The sequence below is a fragment of the Parasaccharibacter apium genome (assembly GCF_002917995.1).
Classification (GTDB): domain Bacteria; phylum Pseudomonadota; class Alphaproteobacteria; order Acetobacterales; family Acetobacteraceae; genus Bombella; species Bombella apis.
Map to the genome: position 1 here is coordinate 217,279 of NZ_LMYH01000003.1, position 23,494 is coordinate 240,772.

Genomic DNA, 23,494 nt, shown 5'->3' on the forward strand with positions numbered 1-23,494 from the left:
GGGAAGGCAGCACATCATCAGTCAGGATGACAATGCCCGCTCCTTCTTCTTCCCCGCAACGGTCAGGTTCTCCCGCCCCCAAGGCGGCTCCCGGTGCAGGGGGAGCTGGCGGACTGGGCGGAAGGCTGGGCACGCTGATACGGAACCCGGCAGACCTCTTCACACCCAACGGAGCGGCCTCCCGTCTTGCCGCCCGCCTGCCCGGCACCGACATCCTGCTGGCGCTGGGCGTGATCCTGCTCATCTCCATCCTCATCGTACCGCTCCCCACGCTGATCCTGGATGTCGGGCTTTCACTGTCCATCACCTCATCCGTGCTGATCCTCATGGTGGCGCTGTTTCTGGAACGGCCTCTGGACTTCACGTCTTTCCCCACATTGCTGCTGCTGACGACCATGTTCCGTCTCTCGCTGGAAGTGGCGACAACACGGCTCATCCTCAGCCATGGCAATGAAGGTGCCTATGCAGCCGGGCATGTTGTCGCCTCCTTTGGCGGCTTTCTCATGGGCAATGATGTGGTGATCGGCGGGATCGTCTTCTGCATCCTGCTGGTGGTGAACTTCATGGTCATCACCAAGGGGTCGGGCCGCATTGCGGAGGTCTCGGCCCGCTTCTTCCTCGATGCCATGCCCGGCAAACAGATGGCCATTGATGCCGACCTCGCCTCAGGGGCCATCAATGAGCGTGGTGCCCGCTCCAAACGCAAGGAACTGGAAGAGGAAAGCTCCTTCTACGGAGCCATGGATGGTGCTGCCAAATTTGTCCGCAATGATGCCATTGCCGGAATCCTCATCACCGCCATCAACATTCTGGGCGGTCTGACCATCGGCGTGCTGCGCCATGGCATGCCCATCAGTGAGGCGGCACAGACCTTCACCACCCTGACCATCGGTGATGGTCTCGTCTCCCAGATTCCCGCCCTGCTGGTCTCGCTGGCCGCCGGTATCGTCGTCACGAAGGGCGGTACGGATGGCTCGGCGGACGTAACACTCTTCCGCCAGCTGGCGGGCAATGCCAAGCCGCTGGCCATTGCTGCCACCCTGTCAGCCCTGTTTGCCGTCATGCCCGGCCTGCCGGCTTTCCCCTTCCTCATGATTGCCGCCGTGGCCGGGATCGGGGCGTGGATCCGCTACAGGACTCCCCGGCAGGATGAAGGTGAGGAAGCCCTCACCCAGCCCGCCGCTCCCACCACGCAACCCATTTCCGACCTTCTGAAAATCGACCTCCTGCGGCTGGAAATCGGTTATGGCCTGCTCCCGCTGGCCAGCGGGGACAATGCCCAGATCACCAAACAGATCAAGGCCCTGCGCCGCAAGATGGCAGCGGACATGGGCTTCATTACGCCATCCGTGCGGATTCAGGACAACATCCAGCTGCCGACGGACCGTTACGTCATCAAGCTCAAGGAAATCGACATTGCCTCGGGTGAGGTCAGGCCCAACCACCTACTGGCCATATGCCCGTCCCACAAGAATGGACAGGCCCCCCTGCCGGGTGAGAAGACAACCGAACCCTCCTTCAACCTGCCTGCCATATGGATTGATCCCGACCTGAAGAAACAGGCCACAGACCAGGGATACACAGTGGTGGACCCGGTCACTGTCATCATCACCCACCTGACGGAATCCATCAGCCAGAATCTGGGCGATCTGCTGACCTATGCCGCCACGCAGTCCCTGCTGGATGATCTGCCGCAGGAAGAGCAGAAGCTCGTCAACGACCTCATCCCCTCACAGGTGTCCCTCAGCACGGTCCAGCGTGTTCTCCAGTCCCTGTTGCAGGAGCGCATCTCCATCCGTGACCTGCCCACCATTCTTGAAAGCATACAGGAAGGCCACGCCCTGGCCGCCAAGGGCATCAAGGCCCTGACAGCCCATGTCCGCATCCGCCTCGCCCGACAGATATGCAACAGCTATGTCGGGCCCTCTGGCTGCATTTCCATGATCACCCTCTCTGCAGACTGGGAGAGCAACATCCTCAACAACACGGTCGGACAGGGGGATGACCGCACGCTGGCCATGCCCCCAGCCATGCTGGACCGCTTCGTCACGGCCCTGCGCCGTGCCTTCGACCAGACAGCCACACTGGGGGAAATGCCCGTCATTGTCACGACCTCCGCCACACGGGATTCCGTGCGTATGATCGTGGACCGAATCCGCCCTTCGGTTGCCGTCATGGCACAGGCGGAAATCTATCCCCGGACCCGCATCCGTACCGTCGCCACAGTGAACTGACTGGCCCCGACAGACTGAAACCCCTCCAACACCGGACCTGACCCATGACCAGCTTTTCCTCCACCCAGACATCTCCCCAGCATCACACCGCCACAGGTGCTTCCGGCATGGCTGGCGGAGATGTCGCCCTGCCCGCCAATGCCCTGAGCATACCGGAGATTCTGGCGTGGCATTCCATCCCGCAGGAACTGATCAATGCCATGGCAGGCAGCAGCCTGGCGGCAGGGCTGGAACGTGTGATCAACTTTTCCCCTTTCCCGCTACGGCTGGGCGTGCCCATGGCACTGGGCGGGGCCTCTGGCTCTGGCAAGTCCCTGACACTGGCCAAACTGGCCGCCCGCTATGCCCGACAGGCCCGGCAGTCCGGCGGGAGGATCAGACGGCCGCTCGTCCTGGCCTGCGACAGCACGCCGGGCAGCTACATCAAGCTGGCCTCCATCCTGCGAGGCTGCGACATTGATCTGATGAAAGCCTATGGCGGCATCAACCCCCGCTTCATCGACAGCTACAACCGCATCATTCTGGTAGATCTGCCGGGGCTCTGCGTCTATTCCCCCAAGGCCATGAGCGAAATGAAGGATGTCGTGGCCCGTACGGAGGCCAGCCTGTCTCTCGTCATCCCCGCAGGGATGGACCCGGAGGAAAGCACGGATATTGCTGCCGCCTTCCTGCAATGTGGTGCAAAATCCATGATTGCCAGCCGCATGGAACAGTCCGGACGGATCGGCAGCATCATCACCGCCGCCGCCTGCGGCCTGCCACTGACCTATGGCAGCTATTCCGGCAGCATCAATGAAGGCTTCACCCAGCTGACACCGACCATTCTGGCCCGCAGGCTTCTGGTCCTGCCGGGATGAAATAAAAAGATCCAGCTCGTGTAAAAAAGACTACTAACCCATTCATCCCTGTGAGACCTCATGAGCAGATCATATTAATTATTCCAAAATTCAAGTATTCTCCTCTGCGAGAGAGAATTTTTCAACCTCAATATCTCTACAAAAAAAATAATTACATCTTATTAACTTGCGCAATAAACGACGGGTGATATTCTTTACGCTAAAGAAAAAGTCGGTCTCTATCTCAAGAGGTGAAATTATGATTAATTTGTCGAACCTGCACAATATATATACTCAAGCCCTTGACAATCACCATCCAACAATTGCCTTCGAATTAAGGGAAGGTGGAGGCGTCTTTGTACTCATGATGTTCTTCTCGGAAGAAGATGAATCAAGAGATCAACTTTTCATCCTCCTGAAACGAACACAAAGGATGATAAAGTATAAAATGTATGGAAACCATAGAAAAGGTGATTTCGACATTTACCCAAACCCTAGGTATGATAACTGGATAAAAGAAGAGTTAGGCATTATCGGGGGGCAGACAGCCTACGAGCAGGAAAAAATTTTAGAAAAACTAAATAAGAATATCCCGCAAAACCTTCCACTCACCAGCACTATTAAGACAATCCACAACAACCGCAACATGGTAAGCAGGACGGTCAACCTAGTAGATGAAGAGGACAAAATATACCTTCTAGGCCCTCGCAAACTGTCAGAAGACAGACATCCAAGGGAAAAAACTATCCGTAAGCTGTACCTGTACGTCGAGGCAGAACCAGAGCTTATTAAAAATTTTATAGAACATTTACGCAAAAACAATATGACTCTAGCATGGACGCGTGATCCCAACCGGGCAAATTACAACCTCGCAGAGATGATGCGATAGCGTTTAGTATAAAAACCCTAATCTTTACTTTAATTCCAGTACAGTTAGGATAAATTTTATTAAAAGAATAACATCATAGTTTTCACAGTATTTTTGATGTTGTCGAAATATGCATACCCAGTACTAGCCCCCGCCAAAGCTACGGACCAGCCCGCCCGACACCATCTGGAACCCATCCACCAGTACAAAGAAAATCAGCTTGAAAGGCAGGGAAATGGTCGGGGGTGGCAGCATCATCATCCCCAGGCTCATCAGGACGCTGGAGGTGACAAGGTCGATCACCAGAAACGGCAGGTAGAGCAGGAAGCCCATCTCGAACCCACGGCTCAGCTCACCGACCATGAAGGCCGGAACAATGACCCGCCATGGTGGAGCCGGAGCAGCTGCTCCATTGGCTGGTGCAGGCTGGGGCTTCAGCCCTGCCAGATGGTAAAAGATGGCCACGTCATTCGGACGGGCATTATGGACCATGAAATCACGGAATGGCTCAGCCGCCGCCTGGAGACCTGCCATCTCCTCCACCCGACCATCCATCAGGGGTTCAATACCCTGCTGCCATGAGCGCTCCAGCGTCGGCTGCATGACAAACAGGGTCAGGATCAGCGCAAGGGCCACCAGAACCATGTTGGGCGGTGTCCCCTGCGCCCCGATGGCGCTCCGCAACAATGAGAGCGTGATGATGATACGGGTGAAGGCCGTCATCATCACCAGCAGGCTTGGTGCCAGGGACAGAAACGCCACAAGGGCCGTCAGCTGGATCAGACGGCTTGTTGTTCCGGCCTCACCAATTCCACCCCCCTTGCCCATATCCAGCGTGATGGACTGGGCTGTGGCCGAATGGGAAAGTACACACAGCAGCGTTATGCCAGCAGCCAGACAGCACAGCCCCACCGCTCCCAGAACCATGGCGCGCCGCAGGCGTTTCCAGCAGGCTGACATGTCTGCCACCATTCCGGTACCCGAACGGCCTTTCATGATACGATCTGCCCTCATGTCATTTCCTGCCTCTCTTCCGCACCTGTCCGCACTGTTTCGCCGGCATGGAGGCAGCACCGGCCCCCAGCCAGCCCACGCACAGGTCGGACGGCCCACCTGTCAGAATGATGGCTGTTGCCTGCCGCCCCTCTGCATCCCTGACAGCCACAGAAAAAAGGGTCCGCTTGCCACCGAGCGGTATGGCGTCCTGCACCTTCAGGGCACGATCTTTCAGGCCCTCATCCCGCAACAGGGCTGGCATCCGGTGTTTCAGCCGCCGCAGGCACCAGGGCGTGACAAAGATCAGCCCCACGACCAGCAGAAGAGCCAGAAGCGGATTCATGTGCAGGCCCGTGACAGCCTGCATCATGGCATCCGGGCCGTGCCTCTCTCCCACAGAAGGTGCCATCATGTACTGGCAGAGGAGGACATGATCTCCGTCATCGTCACGGCAATGTTGTCATCCTCAATGATGGTGATCTCGCCACGGGCGATCAGCCTGTCATTGGCGTAAATATCGATGGAAGACCCAAGCTTGCGGTTCAGCGGCACAACGGCACCACGGCCAAGACGGACCAGGTCCCGCACGGGCATCTTCACATCTCCCACCACAGCGGTGATCTTGACCGGGACATCCAGAATCGCTTCCCGCTCCCGTTCCCTGTCCTGCCGACCATCATGCTGGGTGGCGCCCTCCTCCGGCACCTCCGAGGAGAAATCGGCCAGATCGACCTCCGGCGTACTGGTCTGCTGTGTTTCTGGTGCTGTCTCCGGCGTGTTCATATCCTCTGCCATCGTCACTCTCCTTCATGCTGTGCTGTCTGTTCACCCTGGGGCTGGTCGGTAGCGGGATCAGCCTCCGGGGCCGGTGGACGGGTCAGGGCCACCATGGCATCGGCCACCCGCTGGCGGACCGTTTCCGCCCATTTTCCCTGGTCCAGAACAATCCGTGTCCTGTCTGCGGCAATCGTGAGATGCCCGGCCTGCTGCGCCGCCTCCACATGCAGGGAGACGGCCGCCATCCCGGACAGGGCGTGGCGCAGAGAGGCCTCATCCGCCGCAGCGCAGGTCAGACTGACCGGACCACTACAGTGCCGGACCAAGGCCGCCGCATCCTCTGCCAGGTCCTGCCCCAGTGTTGTCCGGGACAGATCGCCCGCCACCAGCTCTTCCACCGTCTGGCACACACCCTGCACGAAGAGATCGGCCATCCGGCTCACGATGTCATGGCGCCGGTTTTCCTCCTCCTCCATGAAAGCAAGCACCTGCTTCACAGAAGCGGCCATCTGGCTGGAAAGCTGCTGCCCGGCTAACATTTCCCCCTGCTCATGGCCCTGCTGCCAGGCCTCCTGCTTCAGTCTTTCCAGCTCATCAGGATGCAGCGTGACAACTGGCTCTGGAGCGGGGCTTTCATCCGCCGCATCCTCGTCAGCCACCGGCTCCGCTCCAGCGGCCAGAGACGGGTCATGAGCGGCAAAATCTTCCAGGCTTTCACTGAAGGCCTGACTTCCAGACCGGGAAGACGCCTGCGCTGCCCTATGCTGCACATCCTGTCCCATTGGCGTCACTCAATGATCTCATCGTCAGAAGAAGAAGGTGAAATATCGATCTCGCCATCATTGGCCATGGTCTTGATGAGCGTGATCAGCTCCATCTGGGCTGCTTCGGCGTCCCGCAGACGCACGGCACCCAGCCCCCGGATTTCATCCTCCAGCAAACCCGCCGCACGTTTGGAAACACAACCGAAGAAGAGCTGCCGGATGCTCTCGTTGCTGCCCTTGAGAGCCAGGGGCAGCCTGCTCTTGGCCTCACCATCACGATTGATGGCTGCCATGACACGCATCATGTCATCCGGTGTCAGACGCTTGATGTCATCGAAGGTGAATTTCAGCTTGTTCACCTTCTCCATGTCTTCCTCACTCCGGCGGCCAAGATGCTCTGTCAGCATGGCCTCGGTCTTGCGGTCGAAATTGTTGTAGACCTCCGCCACGAAAGCATAGCTGTCCCGCTTCGTGGAGCGGCCAAAGGCGGTGATGAACTCCTTGCGCAGGGTTGTCTCCAGGCTCTCAAGCACATCCTTGCTCACCGGGCTCATATGCAGGATGCGCATGATGACATCCGTAGCAAAATCTTCCGGGAAGAGAGACAGGACACGGGCGACATGCGCCGGTGAGATGTAACTGAGAATGACGGCCACTGTCTGTGGCTGCTCGTTGCGCAGATAGTTTGCCAGAGCGGTCTCCGGCATGTTGCCCATTTTTGCCCAGACGCTGCGCCCGGAGGGCCCCCTGATATCCTCCATGATCTTCTCGACCATTTCGGCAGGGAGGGCCTTCTTCAGATAATCTTCCGTTGTTTCGTAACTGCCGACGAAACCCTCTGCACTGGCGAATTTCTGCGAAAATTCATTGCAGACAGCCTCCACCACGGAAGCCTTGACCAACCCCAGGGAAGACATTGCCCGTGAAATGTCACGCACCTCATCCTCCTGGAGAGACCGGAAAATGCGGGCGGAATGTTCCTGCCCTATGGCGAGCATCAGGATGGCGGCCTTCCGGCTGCCACTCATCCCGGCCGTCAGGCTGGACGGAACCATGCCGGATGATGACGCTTCATTGCCTGCTGTCTCAGCGGAGATGTCCTGTTCTGCCATGATTGCGTCTCCTCAGCCTTCTGCTGTCTGCTTGGGGGGCTCCGGTTCTGCCAGCCAGTTGCGGACGACAGCGATGGCATCATCAGGATTTTCTTCAACACGCTGCGTCACACGGGCCAGAGCCTCACGGCGCATTTCCCCTTCCACACCATCCACACTGATGCGATCACTCCGACCTGCCTCACCACCTTCAGCAGAGCTGCCATCAGCTGCAGCTTCGGCCCCGGCAACAGCCCCTTCTGCCCCGGCCCCTTTGCGGGCACGCCGCAGGATGGGCCCAAGCAGCATGGCCGCCGCCCCCAGAAGAAGAAGAATGGGAACAATCCATTCCGCCAGATAAATGATCATCTCCCGGGTGAAGAAAGGCGTATCCTGATGAGGCATATCTGCCCCACCATCCACACGGAACGGCATGGACACCACATTGACCTCATCTCCGCGGGTCTTGTCATACCCGATGGCCGTCTGCACGAGCTGGGTCAGACGTTTGACCTCAGCTTCATCCAGCGGTTTCCACGAAGGTTTGCCAGCATGGTCTGTCGTGACGGTCCCATCGACCATGACAGCGAGACTGATGCGAGAGACACGGGGCCGGGTCTGGTTGATGACACGGGTCCGTTTGCCGATCTCATAATTGTTTGTTTCGTCCGTCCGCTCTTCGCTGGAGCCAGTACGATTGTTCTGCCCTGCATTGGCATTGGGCAGATTGTTGCCAACGCTGGTGTTCTGGTTCGCCTCGCTGTTGGCGCTCTTGTCCGTGCTTGTGCTCTGGGAACGCAGGACCTGCTGGTTGGGATCGTAGGATTCATCCGTTTCATGGATGATGTCCGTATTCATCGTCACGGCAGCACGGGCCCGCACATGACCCAGGCCCAGCGTGGGGGTCAGGATATCTTCCACCGCCTGGGCAAGGCGCTGCTCTTCGGAATGACGCTGCTTCTCCAGCGAGGATTCCTGCCCTGCCAGACTGTCTGGGTCCCCCGGACGGGCCAGAACATCGCCCCGTGTGTCGACAATGGAAATCCCATGCGTGCGCAGCCCCGGTACGGCAGCTGATACCAGATTCTGGATGGCCGCAATGGCATCCTCGGACACGGCACCAGAGCGGCCAACATCCAGAATGACACTGGCTTGCGAAGGATTCGTCTCCGTAGAAAACAGGTCCCTATGTGGCAGGACAAGGTGGACCCGCACATTCCGCACACCATGGATCAGACGGATGGAACGCTCCAGCTCACCTTCCAGCGCTCTGGTCTCATCAATGCCCTGTTCAAACTGGGTACTGGTCAGCGTGCCGCTCTTGTCGAACAGTTCATAGCCAACGGCCCCTCCCCCGGGCAGACCAGCCTTGGCCAGCAGAAGACGGGCCTGGGCCACATCATTCCCCGGAACATAAAGGCTGCGACCATCCGGCCCTGTTGTCGTGGGGATGTGAGCCTTGGCCAGATCATCCACCATCTCCGCCGCTTCATTCAGCTCCAGGTCCCCATAGAGCAGCGCCATGGGTTCTGACCGGTTGTGAAAGGCGATCACGCCGAGAGAGAGCAGCAGCAGCACGCCGACAACCCCGAGAGCCACAAGCCGCATGCGGCCCAGACTCTTCAGCCCTTCCATGATATTTGGCAAACGGAGCTTATCAAACTGCATATGAAGGGTATCTACCTGCTGCTTTCACCCCGGACGTCAGACATGCTGGTTCCGGTCATTCACCATACTCTGCCCTGCTCGGAAGAGGACAACCGACCGGCCATCAATTAACCTTGAGAAGAGCGTGTGTAAAGCCAATAACAAGGTTAATTGATGGCCCTATTTCATAACAATTTCATCATGGTGCATAATACTGGCTGGAGGGAGGAACTTTAGCTTCCGGCATCATGAGGCGGTTGGCATTCTGCTGGGTCGTCAGGCCACGGGGACCTTCATAGACTTCATGGGCCATGTTCGGGGTCAACTCAGGACGGGCCCAGCAATCCACGCCATTCCAGCTCTGGGTGCAGTAAGGCTGTGGAGGCAGAACACGTTCCGGTGGATTGCACCAGTCTTCCCCCTCCTCCAGATAACCGGCCTGGCAGTCCCGCCCTGTCAGCTTGCTGGCAATATAATCCGGGGCACAGGCTGACAGTCCCGCAAGAACAGGCAACAGAACCAGCATGTGCCGCCACGGGACCTGAACGGGAAAAGACCGCCTCATCATTCGTTTCTCTTTCATGCCAGCCCCATTACTGCCGCGAGGGCAACAGGGGCCCGTGCTGGGACATGGTCTCGTAGTGCAGATGTTCCACTGACGTATCAGTCGGCACATCATCCTGCCCGGTCGGAAGAACCACACCAGAGCCCCCCAGTGCCACGGGAACGGACAGAACAGCATGATGGAAATGCCGCACTCCCCCCAGATATTGCGACACCAGATTGACCCGGTCCGGCGACATGTGAGCCATGATGCCAGAGAGCTTGCGGATATTCATGGAAGCTGCGATGGCGATCAGCACGTGCGGGTCCATCACGTTGAAAACCGCTGCGGCCTCACGGGGGCGCATGGCCTCATAAATGCCCACCAGCCGGGCTGCTGCCTCCTGCGGGACAAGCTTGTGATTGTCCACATGGTCCGACAGTACAGCCATGGACTGGTTCAGCAGATGGAAGCGCATTTCCAGCGCCTTGCGGGCAGACCCCAGAATGCGCTGCTGCTCCTGCATCTGCTGGGCCATACCCTCATCAGGCATGGCCACGTCCTCCGCCACAGCCGCAGGACAGCCAACCTGTACCCCGCAAAACAGGGCAAGCGACAGAAAAAGGGCGAACCAGCCGTCATGCTGATGGAAGCATCTCCTGAGCATCAGCCCCCCAGCGGAATGTCGGCATCCTGATCAGCCTCACTGATGTCCGGCGTCTGGGCCGGCCAATGCAGGTCTGGCTCATCATCTCCAGCCGGGATATTGGCCTGTGGCGTGCCAGAACTGGTGCTGTTCGTTCTGCTGGAACCACTGCCGGAAGCAGAGCCCCCAGCCCCGCCCTTGCGGGACACGGAAATGCGTACATCCCCTTCAAAACAGGCATCTTCGTGAATGGCGCAGCCAGTCGGGCTGCCCATCTCGATCACACAGTCCGAAATACGGGCCCCGGCACCGGCAGAAAGCCGTGGCGTCGTGAAAGTCACCCCGGACACGCTGCCATCAATGACGATGGAGTCCGCCTCCACCTGACCATCTTTCATCACGCCTGTCTCCGTGACACAGAGATGCCCGGCCTGAAGCTCGACATTTTCCACCTCACCGGCGATGGTCAGCGCACCCTCCAGCGTACCGCAGAGATGGTCGATGACCAGGCCGCCAGGAATGAAGCCTTCCGGCTGTTTTGAATCAGACATTCACTACCCCCTCACTTTTACACCGCCACAATGGCCATCGTAGCACAGGCACCACAAGGCTATTTTCAAGATAAAATCTTCATAACCTGAAAACATTCAATGTTCAAACCATGCTTCCATGACAACTCAGAATGGAAGAACACTGTCCAGCACTTTCTGCCCATAACGGGGCTGCTGATACTGCGAGAGCTGCCCCCGTCCGCCATAGGAAATCCGGGCCTCCGCAATGCGGTCATGTGTGACGATGTTGTCTTCCGAAATATCCTGCGGCCGCACAACACCACTGACCATGATCTGCCTCAGCTCGCCATTCACCCTGACCTCCTGCCGTGCGACGACAACAAAATTGCCATTGGGCAGAACCTGCGTGATGACACCTGCCAGCGTCAGCGTGACCGTATCGATACGCCTGATGGTCCCGGCCCCGTTATTGGAGCTGGAACTGTTGGTCTGAAGGGCATCAGCACTGGTCAGATGGGAGATGAAGCGGCCCTTGAAGCCGAAAAAACTTGGAATCCCGAAAGCCTCGGCACCACTGCCGGAGGCTGTCGTGTTATTGGTCACGTTGGCCGTATCTGCCACCTGGATTTTCACTGTCAGAAGGTCACCCGCCTGCGCAGCCCGCTGGTCCTTGAAGAACGCCCGACTACCCGGCCGCCAGAGGCTGCCCACTTCAGTCGGCGGAGCCTGAAGGGGCGGGGTTGGCATCGTCACGGGGCGGTAATCCGGGGCCAGGGTGGGGTCGGCCGTCCGTGTCATGCGGGGTGGATGTCCCAGCTCACTGAGCGTACCAGCGCCCATGCATCCTGCCAGCCCGGTCAGGACCACAACGAGCCCCGCCATGCAGACACTCCTGTGAAGAAGATGGATCATGGATGGCTCCCGTCACCAAGCATCAGGCTGTTGATCCCCAGACGTTTCACTTCCTCCGAATCCGGCGGAATGGCTGTGGAAGAGGCATCAACCCGCACCTCGCCCGAAGCCGTGACCTTGCCGATGAGGACCATCCGGCTTCCCAGATTCAGGGCATGGACGAACTGCCCGCTTCCACCATCCTCCAGCGCCCGGCCTGTGGCTGTCAGCCGGATGCCGGTGCTGTTGTAGCTGAGCAGGACAGGGTCCCCCCGATGCACGAGCACGGCCCGCCGCAGGTCCGTACCCTGCACGGGCTGTCCGGCCCCGACAGTGCGGACAAGTGCCATGCCGATCATCCGCTCCGGCTCTGGCAGAGAACGGGCAAGCGGTGGCACCGTACCTGAAAAAGCGGGGTCGATATGCATGTCGTCCGGCTGGATGATGTGACCGGACGGCAGGGCATGGTCATACACCATCACCGGCTGCACGGGACGGATGCTGCCCCGCAGCGGGAACCTGTCCGCCCCGGCGTCTCCTGCTGCATGAGCAGGCTGTACAGTTGCCGAGAAAAGACCGGTCTTATGATCCCAGTTCAGATTCAGGAGGGTTGCCGGGTCCTGTTCATTCTCACCGGCAACGAGAGGAGTAAAGCTGGTGACATCCACCACGACACTGCCCGTCTCACCATCCTGCGAAATGGCCTTGCGGACAAGAGCGGCATATTCGTCCCGGCCCAGCACATGCCCGGCCCGGGTCAGCGACAGACTGGTGGATGATGACTGGTCATCCCAGTCCACACCGTACTGGTCCGCCAGTGCAATGAGCTGACTGCCCCCGATGGTGATGGTCTTGCCCGGCGCAGGAGCCGGGCCAAGCAGCCGGTCCTGTCCGGCATCCAGCCCATCAAAAACATCGGACAGATAGACCGATGCACCATGCACCACACCGGAAGGTCGCAAAGTCGCCGCCATGGCCGTACTGGCAGCGGGCTCTCCAGCCAGCACAAACCCGACCGCCAGCCAGAAGCAGGCTGGCAGGAAGCTACGCCCGGTACCCCGGTATCCAATGCCAAGAAGTGCCATGCCGCCCGCCTTCAGCGCAGGTTGGTCAGGGTCTGGAGCATCTCATCAGAGGCGGTGATGCTTTTGCTGTTCATCTCATAGGCACGCTGCGCCGTGATGAGATCCGTGATTTCCGTCACCGCATTGACGGCTGATTCCTCGACAAACCCCTGACGAATGGTCCCGAAACCTGTTGTCTCCGGGTTGCCGATGATCGGGTCACCCGAGGACGTGGTCTCCGTAAACAGGTTCTGCCCCATGGCTGCCAGACCATTCTCGTTCTGGAAGGTCGTCAGCTGGATCTGCCCGGCCACCTGGGAGTTGGGCTGACCGGAGAGCGTGTACTGCACCTGCCCGGTCTGATCGATGGTGATGTTTTCGGCATTGTTCGGGATGGAGATGTTCGGTGTCAGCGGGTACCCGTCTGCCGTCACGATCGTACCATCCTGCGAGAGGGAGAATGTCCCGTCGCGGGTATAGGCATATTCCCCGTTGGGCAGCAGGATGCGAAAATAACCGCGGCCTTCCACGGCGAGGTCCAGCGCATTGCCGGTCTGGGACAGGGTTCCCTGCTCGTTGATGCGGTAAATGGCCGCCGTACGCACACCAAGCCCCACCTGAGCCCCGGCAGGCACACGGTACCCCGTGTCGGAACTCATCGTCCCGACACGACGCAGGTCCTGATAGATGAGGTCCTGGAATTCAGCCCGGCGGCGCTTGTACCCGGTTGTCGTCATGTTGGCGATGTTGTGGGAGATGGTCTCCACATTGGTGGACTGGGCCTGCATGCCCGTTGATGCAACATCCAATGATCTCAGCATAAATGAACATCCTCACGACTTGCCACAACCCACGCTCCCAGAAACGCAAGGCCACCCTGATGATGGCAGGCACCGAAACATTTTGACTGTGCCCTCCCATAAACCGACACGAAAAACATTATCAAGGTTAATTATCAGAATATGATATGAATTGAGCCGTTTGTTAATGTTCAATCCCTATATTCTCTTCCAATAACCATGAACAAATGACATTATAACAAAACCTACCATGATATAGCCTTGAGGACAGTCTCCCATGGATGTGACCGGTTATCTCGCCCTTTCACGCATTGATGCGCTGACACGGGGGCTTGAGGTTACGGCCAACAATCTGGCCAACAGCAGCACGGATGGCTTCAAGGAACAGCGGGTTCTTTTCTCCGACTATCTGTCCCGCCAGAAGGGCGATCAGCTGGCCAATGGCGAGAAGACGCTCTCCTACAACCAGGACAGATCCACCTATCTGGACACGCTACAGGGTGAGCTGCGCCAGACGGGAAATCCGCTGGACCTCGCCATAAACGGGCCGGGCTATTTCATGGTCCGCAGCCAGCAGGGAATCCGGCTGACCCGCAACGGCCAGTTCCACCGCAGTGCAGATGGCACTCTTGTCGATTCCCTGGGCAATGCCCTGCTGGACGACCAGCGCCAGCCCATTACCCTGACCCCTGATGATCAGGTGCTGCCCCTTGGCATCGGCTCTGATGGCATCATCTCGACAGAAAAAGGTGACATCACCCGCCTCGGCCTCTCGACAGTCGATAACCCCAATACACTCCATGCTGAGGGGAACCATCTTTTCAGGCCAGCCAACGAGAATGACCTCCGGGCCGTTCCTGCCCAGGAAATCCGGCAGGGAATGCTGGAATCCAGCAATGTGAACCCCGTGGAGGAAACCACGGCGATGATAAAAACCCAGCGGGAATATGATCTCAACTTCCAGCTGCTCCAGACCGAATTCACCCGCCGTCTGAACGCCATCGACAAGATTGCGACGGAAGTCACAGCCTAGCTGTTTTTGATCCAGATCAAGGACAAATCATCAAATACAGGCTTTCCATTTAACTTCCTGTAAACTCATGACCTTAGGATGGCCTTAGGGTGAGGTCGCCGGACCGTCATCCAGACCTGTCTGGCCTCGGCCAGTCCCTCATTCCGGAGAAAGACTGAAACCATGGATCTTGGCCTGTCCCTCAATATCGCCACGTCCGGCCTCAAGACGATTGAGAACGAACTCTCAACAGCCTCCAACAATGTCACGAACGCATCCACCCCGGGCTATGTGTCAGAGACTGCCAACACATCCTCAACGGTCGTCTCCGGCACTGGAGTCGGTGCGACTTCAGCGGCCAACCAGCTGAACATTTCCCAGCCTCTTCAGGATGCGCTCTACCAGCAGAATGCCCGTGTCTCCGGCCTGACGGCCACCAGCAACTCCCTTGCGGCCGTCTCTGCCGTACAGGGAACGACGACAGGCTCTGATGGAGCCAATACCATCGGCACGCTGACCAACAACCTCCAGAATGTCAGTACGGCCTTCATCAGCCTCTCCAACACACCGCAGAACAGTGCTTCGCAGCAGGGCGTGGTCTCGGCTGCGCAGACCCTTGTCAGCAACATCCATACCCTCTCTTCGGTCTATCAGGCCCAGCGCCAGGGCGCACAGGATGCCATCACCAGCACGGTCTCCGGCATCAATACGGACCTGACAACCATTGGCCAGATCTCACAGCAGATCATGCTGGCACGCAGCTCCCACGCTGACACGGCAGACCTCGCCAACAAGCGCCTTGAAGCCATGCAGAGCCTTTCCAGCAAGCTGGGTGTTACCTTTACCGAAAAACCGAATGGCGACATGCTGGTCAGCACGCAGGACGGCACACGCCTGCCAACCCGCCCGGATCAGGCCGGATTGCCCAACGGACAGTTCCAGGCGCCCACGGCAACATGGCCCCTCTCCACGAAGTCCCCTGCCACACTGACACCAAGCATGTATCACGCCACCGATGGCAGCGATCAGGGTGTTGCCGGTATCATGTTGGCCGGAAAAGACATCACCTCCCACCTGACCGATGGCACGCTGGGTGCCAACCTGACCCTGCGGGACCAGAGCTATCCACAGATGCAGGCGCAGCTCGATTCCTTCTCATACACGCTGATAAACCGCTTCAAGGCGGCCGGAGTGCCCCTCTTCACCAATGGCGGGACGCAGCCCCTCTCCAGCGATCCAACCAAAACAGCACCAGCAGGGCTGGTCGGGCTCTCCTCCAGGATTGCCGTCTCCACGGACTATCAGCAGACTCCGTCCCTGCTGACAGCCAACAGCGATGGTGGACAGACCAGCGCCCTCGCCAATGCCGTGCTGAACAAAGCCATGGGCAGCGCCAGCGCCAGCACATCCGGCTCCCTGGCGGCACCCTCCACCTCTCTCGGGCCAGATGGCACACAGGCCACGGGCTATGACGGCACGCAAGGGCTTACACAGCTGGCAACCTCCCTCACCAGCAGCCAGGCCGGGGTGATCAGCCAGAACAGCAGTGACCTCTCCACGGCAACATCCATCAAGACATCCCTCACGACAAAGGTTGCCGATGTCTCTGGTGTGGATGTCAACAGCCAGATGTCCGCCATCGTGTCCCTGAAAAACTCTTACGCAGCCAATGCCAAGGTCGTCTCCATGGTGCAGTCCATGTTCAGCACGCTGCTGGATGCCGTCCACTGACGGACTGCCCCCACATGGCCGCCTGCCCGGCAATGAAACCGGGCAGGCCCTACCCTGACCTGCCCCCCTCACCCTACAGACCATCACAGGAGTGCCACCCATGAGCATGAATGTCAGCCAATATGGCGCCGCCGGTGCAAACCTGATCCTCAACACAGGCATCAGGCAGATTGAATCCGAGCAGACAGACATTGCGTGGCAGACCTCACAGGGGACGACATCGTCCAGCATTTCCGGGTTGGGCAGTGACCGGCAGACCATCCTGTCCCTCAGCCCGAAACTGGCCGAGCTGACGGGCTATCAGAGCAACCTGTCTTCGGTACAGAACCGCCTCTCTCTCAGCTCCACAGCCCTCAAGCAGGTCACTGATCTGGCACAGTCCCTCAACTCCCAACTGCTGAGCATGCTCTCCTCTGAGGGCGGAGAAAAAGCATCCACCACAACCGCAGCTGACAGCGCCCGGACAGGGCTGGGCAGCCTGGGAACGATCCTCAACACATCCGATGGCAGCAGCTTCATCTTTGCTGGACAGAACACATCCACAGCGCCCGTCACCTCCCCCTCAACACTGAATGACAGCACGCTGGCCCATACCATCTCCCAGATCGTTTCCGGCCTGAAGGACGGCAACAGCGGGACAGTCTTCAGCCAGGCCACCGCCGCCAGTGCGGACAACAGTGCCAGCATGAGCGTCTTCTCTCAGGCTCTGTCACAACCTGCCGAACAGGCAGGGGCTCTTCAGGCTTCCGCCATCATCGGGCCGGACGGCTCCACCGTCCAGACCGGCCCGGTCGCCACACAGGGCGGGCAGGCCAGCAGCACGTCCACCGGCTCCCCCATCCGGGACCTCATGCGGGACATGATGATCATGACGTCCATGAAGGGAATGGACACGACCACACCCGGCTTCACCAATCTCGTCCGCCAGCTGCATACCTCACTGGGAACAACAGCCAACCAGCTCATCGACATGAACACCAGCGTCGGCGTGACGCAGAACACCCTGACACGCCAGCAGGGCATCTATTCCAGCCTTCAGCTGATGGTGAAAGAACAGCTCTCCAACGGCCTGAACGTCAATCTGGCCGAGGTGGCCACACGCTCCTCGGACCTCAGCCTCCAGCTGAAGGCCTCCTTCTCGCTCATCGCCGACATGAAGAACATGTCTCTGGCGGACTATCTCTGACCGTACCTTCCAGCACGATACCAGCCTGATAACGGGCCGTCTTCCACCGGGAGGCGGCCCGTTCTTTATCCCAGCCTGTACGGAACGCCCCTCCATTTATGGAAAATAAGGCAAGCTTTGCGCAGGATCCTTCTACCGCTGCGCCATGATGGAACCCTAGAAAAAGACTGTAACGCCAGACCAGACGAGGCGTTGAACCGCATCAAGGTCACTATGGAGACAGTCATGCAACATACTGGAAAAACAGACATATCCCATGACATCCTTCTGTCCGCCTACCGGCGCATGAAGACGATCCGTACGTTCGAGAACCGTCTGCATGAGGACTTCAAGGCTGGCATCGTCCCGGGCTTCACCCATCTCTATGCGGGACAGGAAGCAGTAGCCGTCGGCATTTGCAGCCATCTGACCGATCAGGACCAGATCGCCAGCACCCATCGTGGCCACGGCCACTGCATCGCCAAAGGTGTCGATGTCATGGCCATGATGAAGGAAATTCACGGGCGGCAGGGCGGCATCTGCAAGGGCAAGGGCGGCTCCATGCACATTGCCGACCTGAGCAAGGGCATGCTGGGGGCCAATGGCATCCTTGGGGCCGGGGCTCCACTGGCCTGTGGTGCCGCCCTCGCCGACAGGCTGGAGGGCAAGGGCCATGTTGCCGTCGTCTTCGGTGGTGATGGCGGCGTGAATGAAGGAGCCGTGCTAGAGAGCATGAATCTGGCCAGCGTCTGGAAGCTGCCCCTGATGTTCGTCGTGGAGAACAACGGTTATGCCCAGTCCACACCACAGCACAGGACAACCTCCGTCAGCAGCTATGAGGACCGGGCCAGAGGCTTCGGCATGCCTGCCGTCACGGTGGACGGGCTGGATTTCTTCGCCGTCTACCGTGCTGCCGGGGAGCTTATCGCCAGAATGCGGGCCAGAGGCGGACCTGTTCTTCTGGAATGCCGGACCGTCCGTTTCTACGGCCATTTTGAGGGAGATACCCAGCGTTACCGCCCTGCCGGAGACGTGAAGAACGCCTGGGAGGAACGGGACTGCCTGCGCCGCTTCGCCCAGACATCAGGCCTCAGCCCGGCGGAACTGGAAGCAGTGGACCGGGACGTGGAGCAGCTGGTCGATGCTTCCGTTCAGGAAGCCCTCAAGGCCCCGCACCCTGCCCTGAATGAACTCCATGACGGCGTGTACGTCTCCTACTGAACCCATCATCTGAAGGAAAATCTGTCATGACCAGACATGTCTCGCTGAAATCAGCCATCAACGAAGCTCTGGATCAGGAAATGGCCAGAGACCCGAAACTGCTCATCTTCGGGCAGGACACCGCCGGTGGTGTCGATGCTGGGGGAGAAACGGATACATGGGGTGGCGTGCTTGGTGTCACCAGGGGGCTCTATACCCGCTATGGTGACCGGGTGATTGATGCACCCCCCACCGAGATGGCCTATGTCGGGGCTGCCGTCGGGGCCGCCCTCTCCGGCTTCCCCGTCGTGGCGGAAGTCCCGTTCATCGACTTCATGGGCGTCTGCTTCGACCAGCTGCTGAACCAGGCTGCCAAGATGCGCTACATGTTCGGCGGCACGGCCGAAATCCCGCTTGTCGTCCGCACGATGGTCGGGGCAGGCATCAATGGTGCGGCGCAGCACTCCCAGATGCTGACGGCCATGTTCACCCACATTCCGGGCCTGAAGGTCGTCTGCCCCAGCACGCCGCATGATGCCAAGGGGCTGATGATCGAGGCCATCCGGGACCGGGGCCCCGTGATCTTCTGCGAGCCGAAATATCTCTATGAGACGACCGGCCCCGTTGCCGAGGCTCCTTACGCCATTCCCTTCGGGCAGGCCCATCTCGCCAGGGAAGGACATGACGTCTCCATCGTCACCTACGGGCCCATGGTCCCCCGGGCACTGGAGGCCGCCACCCGGCTGGCGGAAACGGGAATCGAGGCCGATGTCATAGACCTGCGGACTCTCTCCCCGCTGGACATTGCCACGGTCCTGAAGTCCGTACAGAAAACAGGTCGGCTTGTAGCGGCTGATGAGGCCCATCCCCGCTGCAACATGGCCACCGACATCGTGGCGCAGGTCACCGGGCAGTGCTTCACCAGCCTGAAAGCCGCCCCGCAGATGGTCAGTGCCCCACACACGCCCGTGCCCTTCTCGCCCGTGCTGGAGAAAGCCTACATCCCCGGTGCGGAGCAGATCATGGCCGCCGTGACCCGGATCATGGCATGAACAGGCATGGGAACAGTCAAAAGCAAGGAGTCCTCAGAAATGACTACCAGACACCATGTCTCACAGGCCACCATCACCTGTGAGGCCGCCAACAGCCTCGTGCAGGCTGTCCTCAAAGAAGGAGCTGCACAGAAGATTCCCGTTTCTGTCGCCATCATGGATGCAGGCGGGCATCTCCAGGCCTTTGCCCGCCATGATGGAACAGCCTTCCTGACGGTCGAGATCGCCATCGACAAAGCATGGACGGCCTGCTCCTTCGGTCAGCCGACCCATGTCTGGAACCAGCTCGTGCAGAACCCCCACATGGCCCCCCTCGCCAGCAGACCCCACCTTGTGGCCGTAGGCGGTGGATGCCCCATTTTTGCCGGGGGGCAGCTGATCGGCGGCATTGGCGTCTCCGGCGGTACCTACGAGCAGGACCGGGCCCTGGCTGAAAAGGCCCTGAACAGTCTGGGATTCGAGGTCGCCTGAAAACCACTTCCATCCCTGCCAGACAGGCCATCTCTCCAACCGGAGGGATGGCCTGTCTGGCTGTTGCACGGCCAGGACAGCCCAAACCATCACAACGGCCTCTTTTCTCCCTCATGCATATTGGTTAATAAATAACCTACAAACTTTCTTTAAGAAAATCAGAATGTTCATGGACGTACAATCACTTTCAGCGGATCGGACGGCCCTTTCATGAAGGCCCACCTCACTGTTGCGACGGGCCTGGATGAAAACAACCTCATTCCTGCTCTGGTCACCATACAGTCCACCATCAGCAATGCGCAGGACAAGTCCCGCCTGTCTTTTGCCCTCTTCCATACGGGACTCGATGACCATGTGAAACAGCTGGTAAAAGGGCTGCTCAACTCGTATGGCGTCGCTTTCTCCCTCATCAACATGCCCGGCATCCTTTCCGGCTTCACCTACAAAGACACCATCTGCACCCACCGTCTTTATCCCCTGCTCATTCCCCAATATTTCACATCACGAAATTTCGTACTCAGCATCGGGGCAGGTTCACTCATCCGGGGGGACATTCTGTCCCTTCTGTCCGATTTCCCTACCGGAGCAAAGATCGGGGCTGTCCGCTGCATGTATCATGCCCTCATGGACCAGCCCGACTCCGGGCCTGTCAGGTCGGAGCGCCATTTCAGCCGCAACCTGCTTCTCTTCAACCGGCAGGCCATCTCCCCGGAGGAAGGGCAGGCCTGCATCCAGCTGCTGGACGAAGAATGGCCGGGACGGGACGAAACCATCCTTAACTACCTCTTCCGCCACGCACTGCACCTGTTCCCGCAGTCATGGAATCTCCAGATGCCGCTCTTCCAGCAGCCGGATGCGGCCTTCATCCCTTCCATACGGACAGCCATTACCTCCGCCCGCAACAACATGAACCTCGGCCAGTTCGCCAGCCATCTCGACCCTGATGACATGACAGCAGCCCTGGAGCAGACCAACATCCACGCCCGGGATTACAGAAAGATCGCAGCCTCCCTCATGCGTCAGATACAGGACAGGATGCCACCTCTCCTCTTCGACCCCATATGGACCGCCTTGCAGAACATTACATGATCCCTGCCACTGTCCGACCCATCCCCTGACGCACGCAAGTTGTCCCACATCATGCAGACCATTCCCATCGTCATGTCGCTGAATCAGGCGTATGTCGTCCCCGCCATCGCCACGATACGGTCCGTTCTCAACTCGATATCCGACAGGAACCGCATAGAATTCGTCATCTTCCACAAGGAGCTCTCACCAGCTGCCATCAGGATCATGACCACTCTGGTGAACGATTCGGGGGGACGGATCACCTTCATCAACGTGCAGGAGCATTTTGCAGGCCATAACCTGAAAAAAGAAGAAATGTACCATGCGCTGCTCATACCGGGACTGATGGCAGGGCATGATTTTGTCTTTTTCCTTGATGCCGACATGATCGTGACGGGCGATCTGCTGTCTCTCATCCACGCCATGCCCGCAGACAAGAAAATAGGGGCTGTCCGCTGCTTCTTCCGCAACACCATCCTGCCTCCCAACGTACCCCGCCCCCTGCATGATCAGACACTCAGGACTGGCCTGAAGGACACAAGCCGGTATTTCAATGCCGGTCTCATGCTCTTCAACATGAAAGCCATAAGACCAGAGGATGGCAGACGCTGCCTCCAGCTCATCTCCCGCAGATGGAAGGGCCATGCCGAAAGCATCCTCAATGTCGTTTTCCATGATTCCGTGCAGTTTTTTTCAGTCCGCTGGAATTACGCCATGACGCACATCGCCAAGGATGTTGTCCCCTTCCAGCCGGAGATACGGAAAGATGTCGAAGAGAGCAGACTGGACATCCAGGTCCAGCATTTCCTTTTCCTCTCCAAGCCGTGGCTACCCAAGGCCGAGCACGCCCTCTTCCTGAAGGAAGGAGACTGCCCGGAATTCAGATACCATGTGCAGAATTACAAAAACGCTCTGGCTGCCGTCATGAAGGATATTTCTCATGTGGCACCCCGCCTTCTGTGCGGGGCCTCATGGGAGATGACGGAACGCCATCTGGACCCCGAGGAGAAAGCCCTTCTGGCATAAAAAAAAACGCCACCGTAAAAATACGGTGGCGTCTGGCACATGGTCGCCCGAAGGCTCCGGCCCAACAACAGGGCCGGATACTTCCCCTTACTGGAACAGGGACAGAATGTTCTGGGACTGACCGTTGGCAATGGAGAGGGACTTGATGCCCAGGGACTGCTTGGTCTGCAGGGATGTCAGCTTGGCAGACTCGGCAGACATGTCAGCATCCGTCAGAGCGCCGGAAGCAGCTGTCAGGGAGTCGGAAGACTTCTGACCATAGGAGCTCATGGAGTCGATGGTCTGCTGGTTGGAACCGAGATCAGACGTGACGTTCGTCATGGCAACGATGGCCTTCTGAACACGCCCGATCATGTCGGCAACAGCCTTCTTCGGATCGCTGGAGCTGTCAGCCAGGGAAGCACCCGTGGCGCTGGCGTTCAGGAAGACGTTGGAGGTCGGGTCAGAACCGGCCACACCATTCGTTGTCAGGCCCAGAACGTCGGTCAGGGTCGCACCCTTGGCACCTGTCGTGGCGGAAACGAGGGCGCCATAGCCGGTCAGTGTCTGTGTATCACCCTGGAGACCCGTAACGAAGGTCAGGCTGCTGGCCGTGATGCCCAGACCATCGGCTGTACCACCTGTCGTACCACCGGCCAGCAGGTTGATCCCCTTGGTCGTGGCGTTACGGGCGATGGTGTCAATGCTCTTCATGTAACCTGTCAGCTCCTTGTCGAGCTGGCCGAGGGAAGAAGAGTTGCCCAGGTTGTTACCGACAGTGGTCACAGCGTTCTGGACGTTCTGAAGGATGTTGATGATGCTGTTGGCAGCAGAGTTTGTGGAGCTGACAATCTGGGAAGCGTAGCTCAGGCCATCATTGACAGCGCTCTGGCCGGCAATGTCACCACCGATCTGGGAGGAAATGCCAAAAGCAGCCGGATTGTCGGAAGCATTGGCGACCTTCTTGCCGGTGGAGACGGCATTTTCCGTCTTGGCCAGATCGCCCTGTGTGGTGTTCAGTGTTTCCAGAGCAACCATGGAAGACTGGTTGGTATTGATGGAAAGACTCATGGTCTTCTCTCCTTGCACATCTGTATAGAAACCAACGAACTCATCGTTG

At 58.7% G+C, this 23,494-nt stretch carries 24 protein-coding genes; 11 read left to right on the plus strand and 13 right to left on the minus strand.

Features of this window, described 5'->3' with window-relative positions; all coding sequences use genetic code 11:
• The first annotated feature begins 32 nt into the window (after positions 1–32).
• The 3 genes from flhA to ASO19_RS01680 all read left to right on the plus strand — a co-directional run bounded on the left by flhA (position 33) and on the right by ASO19_RS01680 (position 3,959).
• Positions 33–2,234 carry a flagellar biosynthesis protein FlhA gene (gene flhA / locus ASO19_RS01670; protein ID WP_081847639.1) on the plus strand — a complete coding sequence of 734 codons (2,202 nt, stop codon included), beginning with the start codon at positions 33–35 and terminating at the stop codon, positions 2,232–2,234.
• A 44-nt stretch (positions 2,235–2,278) separates the two neighbouring features.
• Positions 2,279–3,091, plus strand: a complete 813-nt coding sequence (locus ASO19_RS01675) for a hypothetical protein (protein WP_043558159.1) — start codon at positions 2,279–2,281, stop codon at positions 3,089–3,091.
• Between the two features lie 238 nt (positions 3,092–3,329).
• Positions 3,330–3,959: a hypothetical protein gene (locus ASO19_RS01680; protein WP_103765249.1), complete on the plus strand. Its 630-nt coding sequence runs from the start codon at positions 3,330–3,332 to the stop codon at positions 3,957–3,959.
• A 123-nt stretch (positions 3,960–4,082) separates the two neighbouring features.
• Here ASO19_RS01680 and fliP read toward each other — a convergent pair whose 3' ends face one another.
• The 12 genes from fliP to flgG all read right to left on the minus strand — a co-directional run bounded on the left by fliP (position 4,083) and on the right by flgG (position 13,691).
• On the minus strand, positions 4,083–4,865 hold the full coding sequence (fliP, locus tag ASO19_RS01685) for a flagellar type III secretion system pore protein FliP (protein WP_086431366.1): 783 nt from the start codon (positions 4,863–4,865) through the stop codon (positions 4,083–4,085).
• A gap of 88 nt (positions 4,866–4,953) precedes the next feature.
• Positions 4,954–5,346, minus strand: coding sequence for a hypothetical protein (locus ASO19_RS01690; RefSeq protein ID WP_103765250.1), 393 nt, complete (start codon positions 5,344–5,346; stop codon positions 4,954–4,956).
• Positions 5,343–5,729: a flagellar motor switch protein FliN gene (fliN, locus tag ASO19_RS01695; RefSeq protein ID WP_227431519.1), complete on the minus strand. Its 387-nt coding sequence runs from the start codon at positions 5,727–5,729 to the stop codon at positions 5,343–5,345. The genes ASO19_RS01690 and fliN overlap by 4 nt, the downstream gene beginning before the upstream one ends.
• Before the next feature lie 2 nt (positions 5,730–5,731).
• Entirely contained in the window at positions 5,732–6,493 is a 762-nt protein-coding gene (locus ASO19_RS01700) for a FliH/SctL family protein (protein WP_103765251.1), read from the minus strand.
• Between the two features lie 5 nt (positions 6,494–6,498).
• On the minus strand, positions 6,499–7,587 hold the full coding sequence (locus ASO19_RS01705; protein ID WP_181005179.1) for a flagellar motor switch protein FliG: 1,089 nt from the start codon (positions 7,585–7,587) through the stop codon (positions 6,499–6,501).
• 12 nt (positions 7,588–7,599) lie between these two features.
• Positions 7,600–9,234: a flagellar basal-body MS-ring/collar protein FliF gene (fliF, locus tag ASO19_RS01710; RefSeq protein WP_258036085.1), complete on the minus strand. Its 1,635-nt coding sequence runs from the start codon at positions 9,232–9,234 to the stop codon at positions 7,600–7,602.
• A gap of 178 nt (positions 9,235–9,412) precedes the next feature.
• Positions 9,413–9,796 (minus strand): hypothetical protein, encoded by a 384-nt coding sequence (locus ASO19_RS01715; protein ID WP_227449686.1) that lies wholly within the window; start codon positions 9,794–9,796, stop codon positions 9,413–9,415.
• Between the two features lie 10 nt (positions 9,797–9,806).
• Complete coding sequence (locus ASO19_RS01720) at positions 9,807–10,424, minus strand: MotE family protein (protein ID WP_086442139.1); 618 nt, start codon at positions 10,422–10,424, stop codon at positions 9,807–9,809.
• Positions 10,424–10,954, minus strand: a complete 531-nt coding sequence (locus tag ASO19_RS01725; protein ID WP_103765252.1) for a bactofilin family protein — start codon at positions 10,952–10,954, stop codon at positions 10,424–10,426. Before ASO19_RS01725 ends, ASO19_RS01720 begins: the two co-directional genes overlap by 1 nt.
• Positions 10,955–11,080: 126 nt before the next feature.
• A complete protein-coding gene (gene flgH, locus ASO19_RS01730; RefSeq protein WP_227431522.1) occupies positions 11,081–11,797 on the minus strand; it encodes a flagellar basal body L-ring protein FlgH in 717 nt (238 codons plus the stop codon).
• A gap of 26 nt (positions 11,798–11,823) precedes the next feature.
• Entirely contained in the window at positions 11,824–12,891 is a 1,068-nt protein-coding gene (flgA, locus tag ASO19_RS01735; protein WP_052348899.1) for a flagellar basal body P-ring formation chaperone FlgA, read from the minus strand.
• 11 nt (positions 12,892–12,902) lie between these two features.
• The gene (gene flgG, locus ASO19_RS01740; protein ID WP_043558144.1) at positions 12,903–13,691 is read right to left on the minus strand and encodes a flagellar basal-body rod protein FlgG; all 789 of its coding nucleotides are present in this window, start codon (positions 13,689–13,691) and stop codon (positions 12,903–12,905) included.
• Between the two features lie 256 nt (positions 13,692–13,947).
• Between flgG and flgF the strand changes: the two genes are divergently transcribed.
• The 8 genes from flgF (at position 13,948) to ASO19_RS01780 (ending at position 22,395) form a co-directional block, all read left to right on the plus strand.
• Positions 13,948–14,703, plus strand: coding sequence for a flagellar basal-body rod protein FlgF (gene flgF, locus ASO19_RS01745; RefSeq protein WP_103765254.1), 756 nt, complete (start codon positions 13,948–13,950; stop codon positions 14,701–14,703).
• Between the two features lie 162 nt (positions 14,704–14,865).
• On the plus strand, positions 14,866–16,413 hold the full coding sequence (flgK, locus tag ASO19_RS01750; RefSeq protein ID WP_103765255.1) for a flagellar hook-associated protein FlgK: 1,548 nt from the start codon (positions 14,866–14,868) through the stop codon (positions 16,411–16,413).
• Between the two features lie 100 nt (positions 16,414–16,513).
• The gene (locus ASO19_RS01755) at positions 16,514–17,599 is read left to right on the plus strand and encodes a hypothetical protein (protein WP_043558137.1); all 1,086 of its coding nucleotides are present in this window, start codon (positions 16,514–16,516) and stop codon (positions 17,597–17,599) included.
• A 225-nt stretch (positions 17,600–17,824) separates the two neighbouring features.
• A complete protein-coding gene (locus ASO19_RS01760) occupies positions 17,825–18,799 on the plus strand; it encodes a thiamine pyrophosphate-dependent dehydrogenase E1 component subunit alpha (RefSeq protein WP_081563408.1) in 975 nt (324 codons plus the stop codon).
• Between the two features lie 26 nt (positions 18,800–18,825).
• Positions 18,826–19,830 (plus strand): alpha-ketoacid dehydrogenase subunit beta, encoded by a 1,005-nt coding sequence (locus ASO19_RS01765; RefSeq protein WP_043558134.1) that lies wholly within the window; start codon positions 18,826–18,828, stop codon positions 19,828–19,830.
• A 39-nt stretch (positions 19,831–19,869) separates the two neighbouring features.
• The gene (locus ASO19_RS01770; RefSeq protein WP_103765289.1) at positions 19,870–20,301 is read left to right on the plus strand and encodes a GlcG/HbpS family heme-binding protein; all 432 of its coding nucleotides are present in this window, start codon (positions 19,870–19,872) and stop codon (positions 20,299–20,301) included.
• Between the two features lie 210 nt (positions 20,302–20,511).
• The gene (locus tag ASO19_RS01775; protein ID WP_103765256.1) at positions 20,512–21,390 is read left to right on the plus strand and encodes a glycosyltransferase; all 879 of its coding nucleotides are present in this window, start codon (positions 20,512–20,514) and stop codon (positions 21,388–21,390) included.
• A 51-nt stretch (positions 21,391–21,441) separates the two neighbouring features.
• Positions 21,442–22,395: a glycosyltransferase family 8 protein gene (locus tag ASO19_RS01780; protein ID WP_081562798.1), complete on the plus strand. Its 954-nt coding sequence runs from the start codon at positions 21,442–21,444 to the stop codon at positions 22,393–22,395.
• A gap of 87 nt (positions 22,396–22,482) precedes the next feature.
• Here ASO19_RS01780 and ASO19_RS01785 read toward each other — a convergent pair whose 3' ends face one another.
• On the minus strand, positions 22,483–23,445 hold the full coding sequence (locus tag ASO19_RS01785) for a flagellin (RefSeq protein WP_043558127.1): 963 nt from the start codon (positions 23,443–23,445) through the stop codon (positions 22,483–22,485).
• Positions 23,446–23,494: the final 49 nt, after the last annotated feature.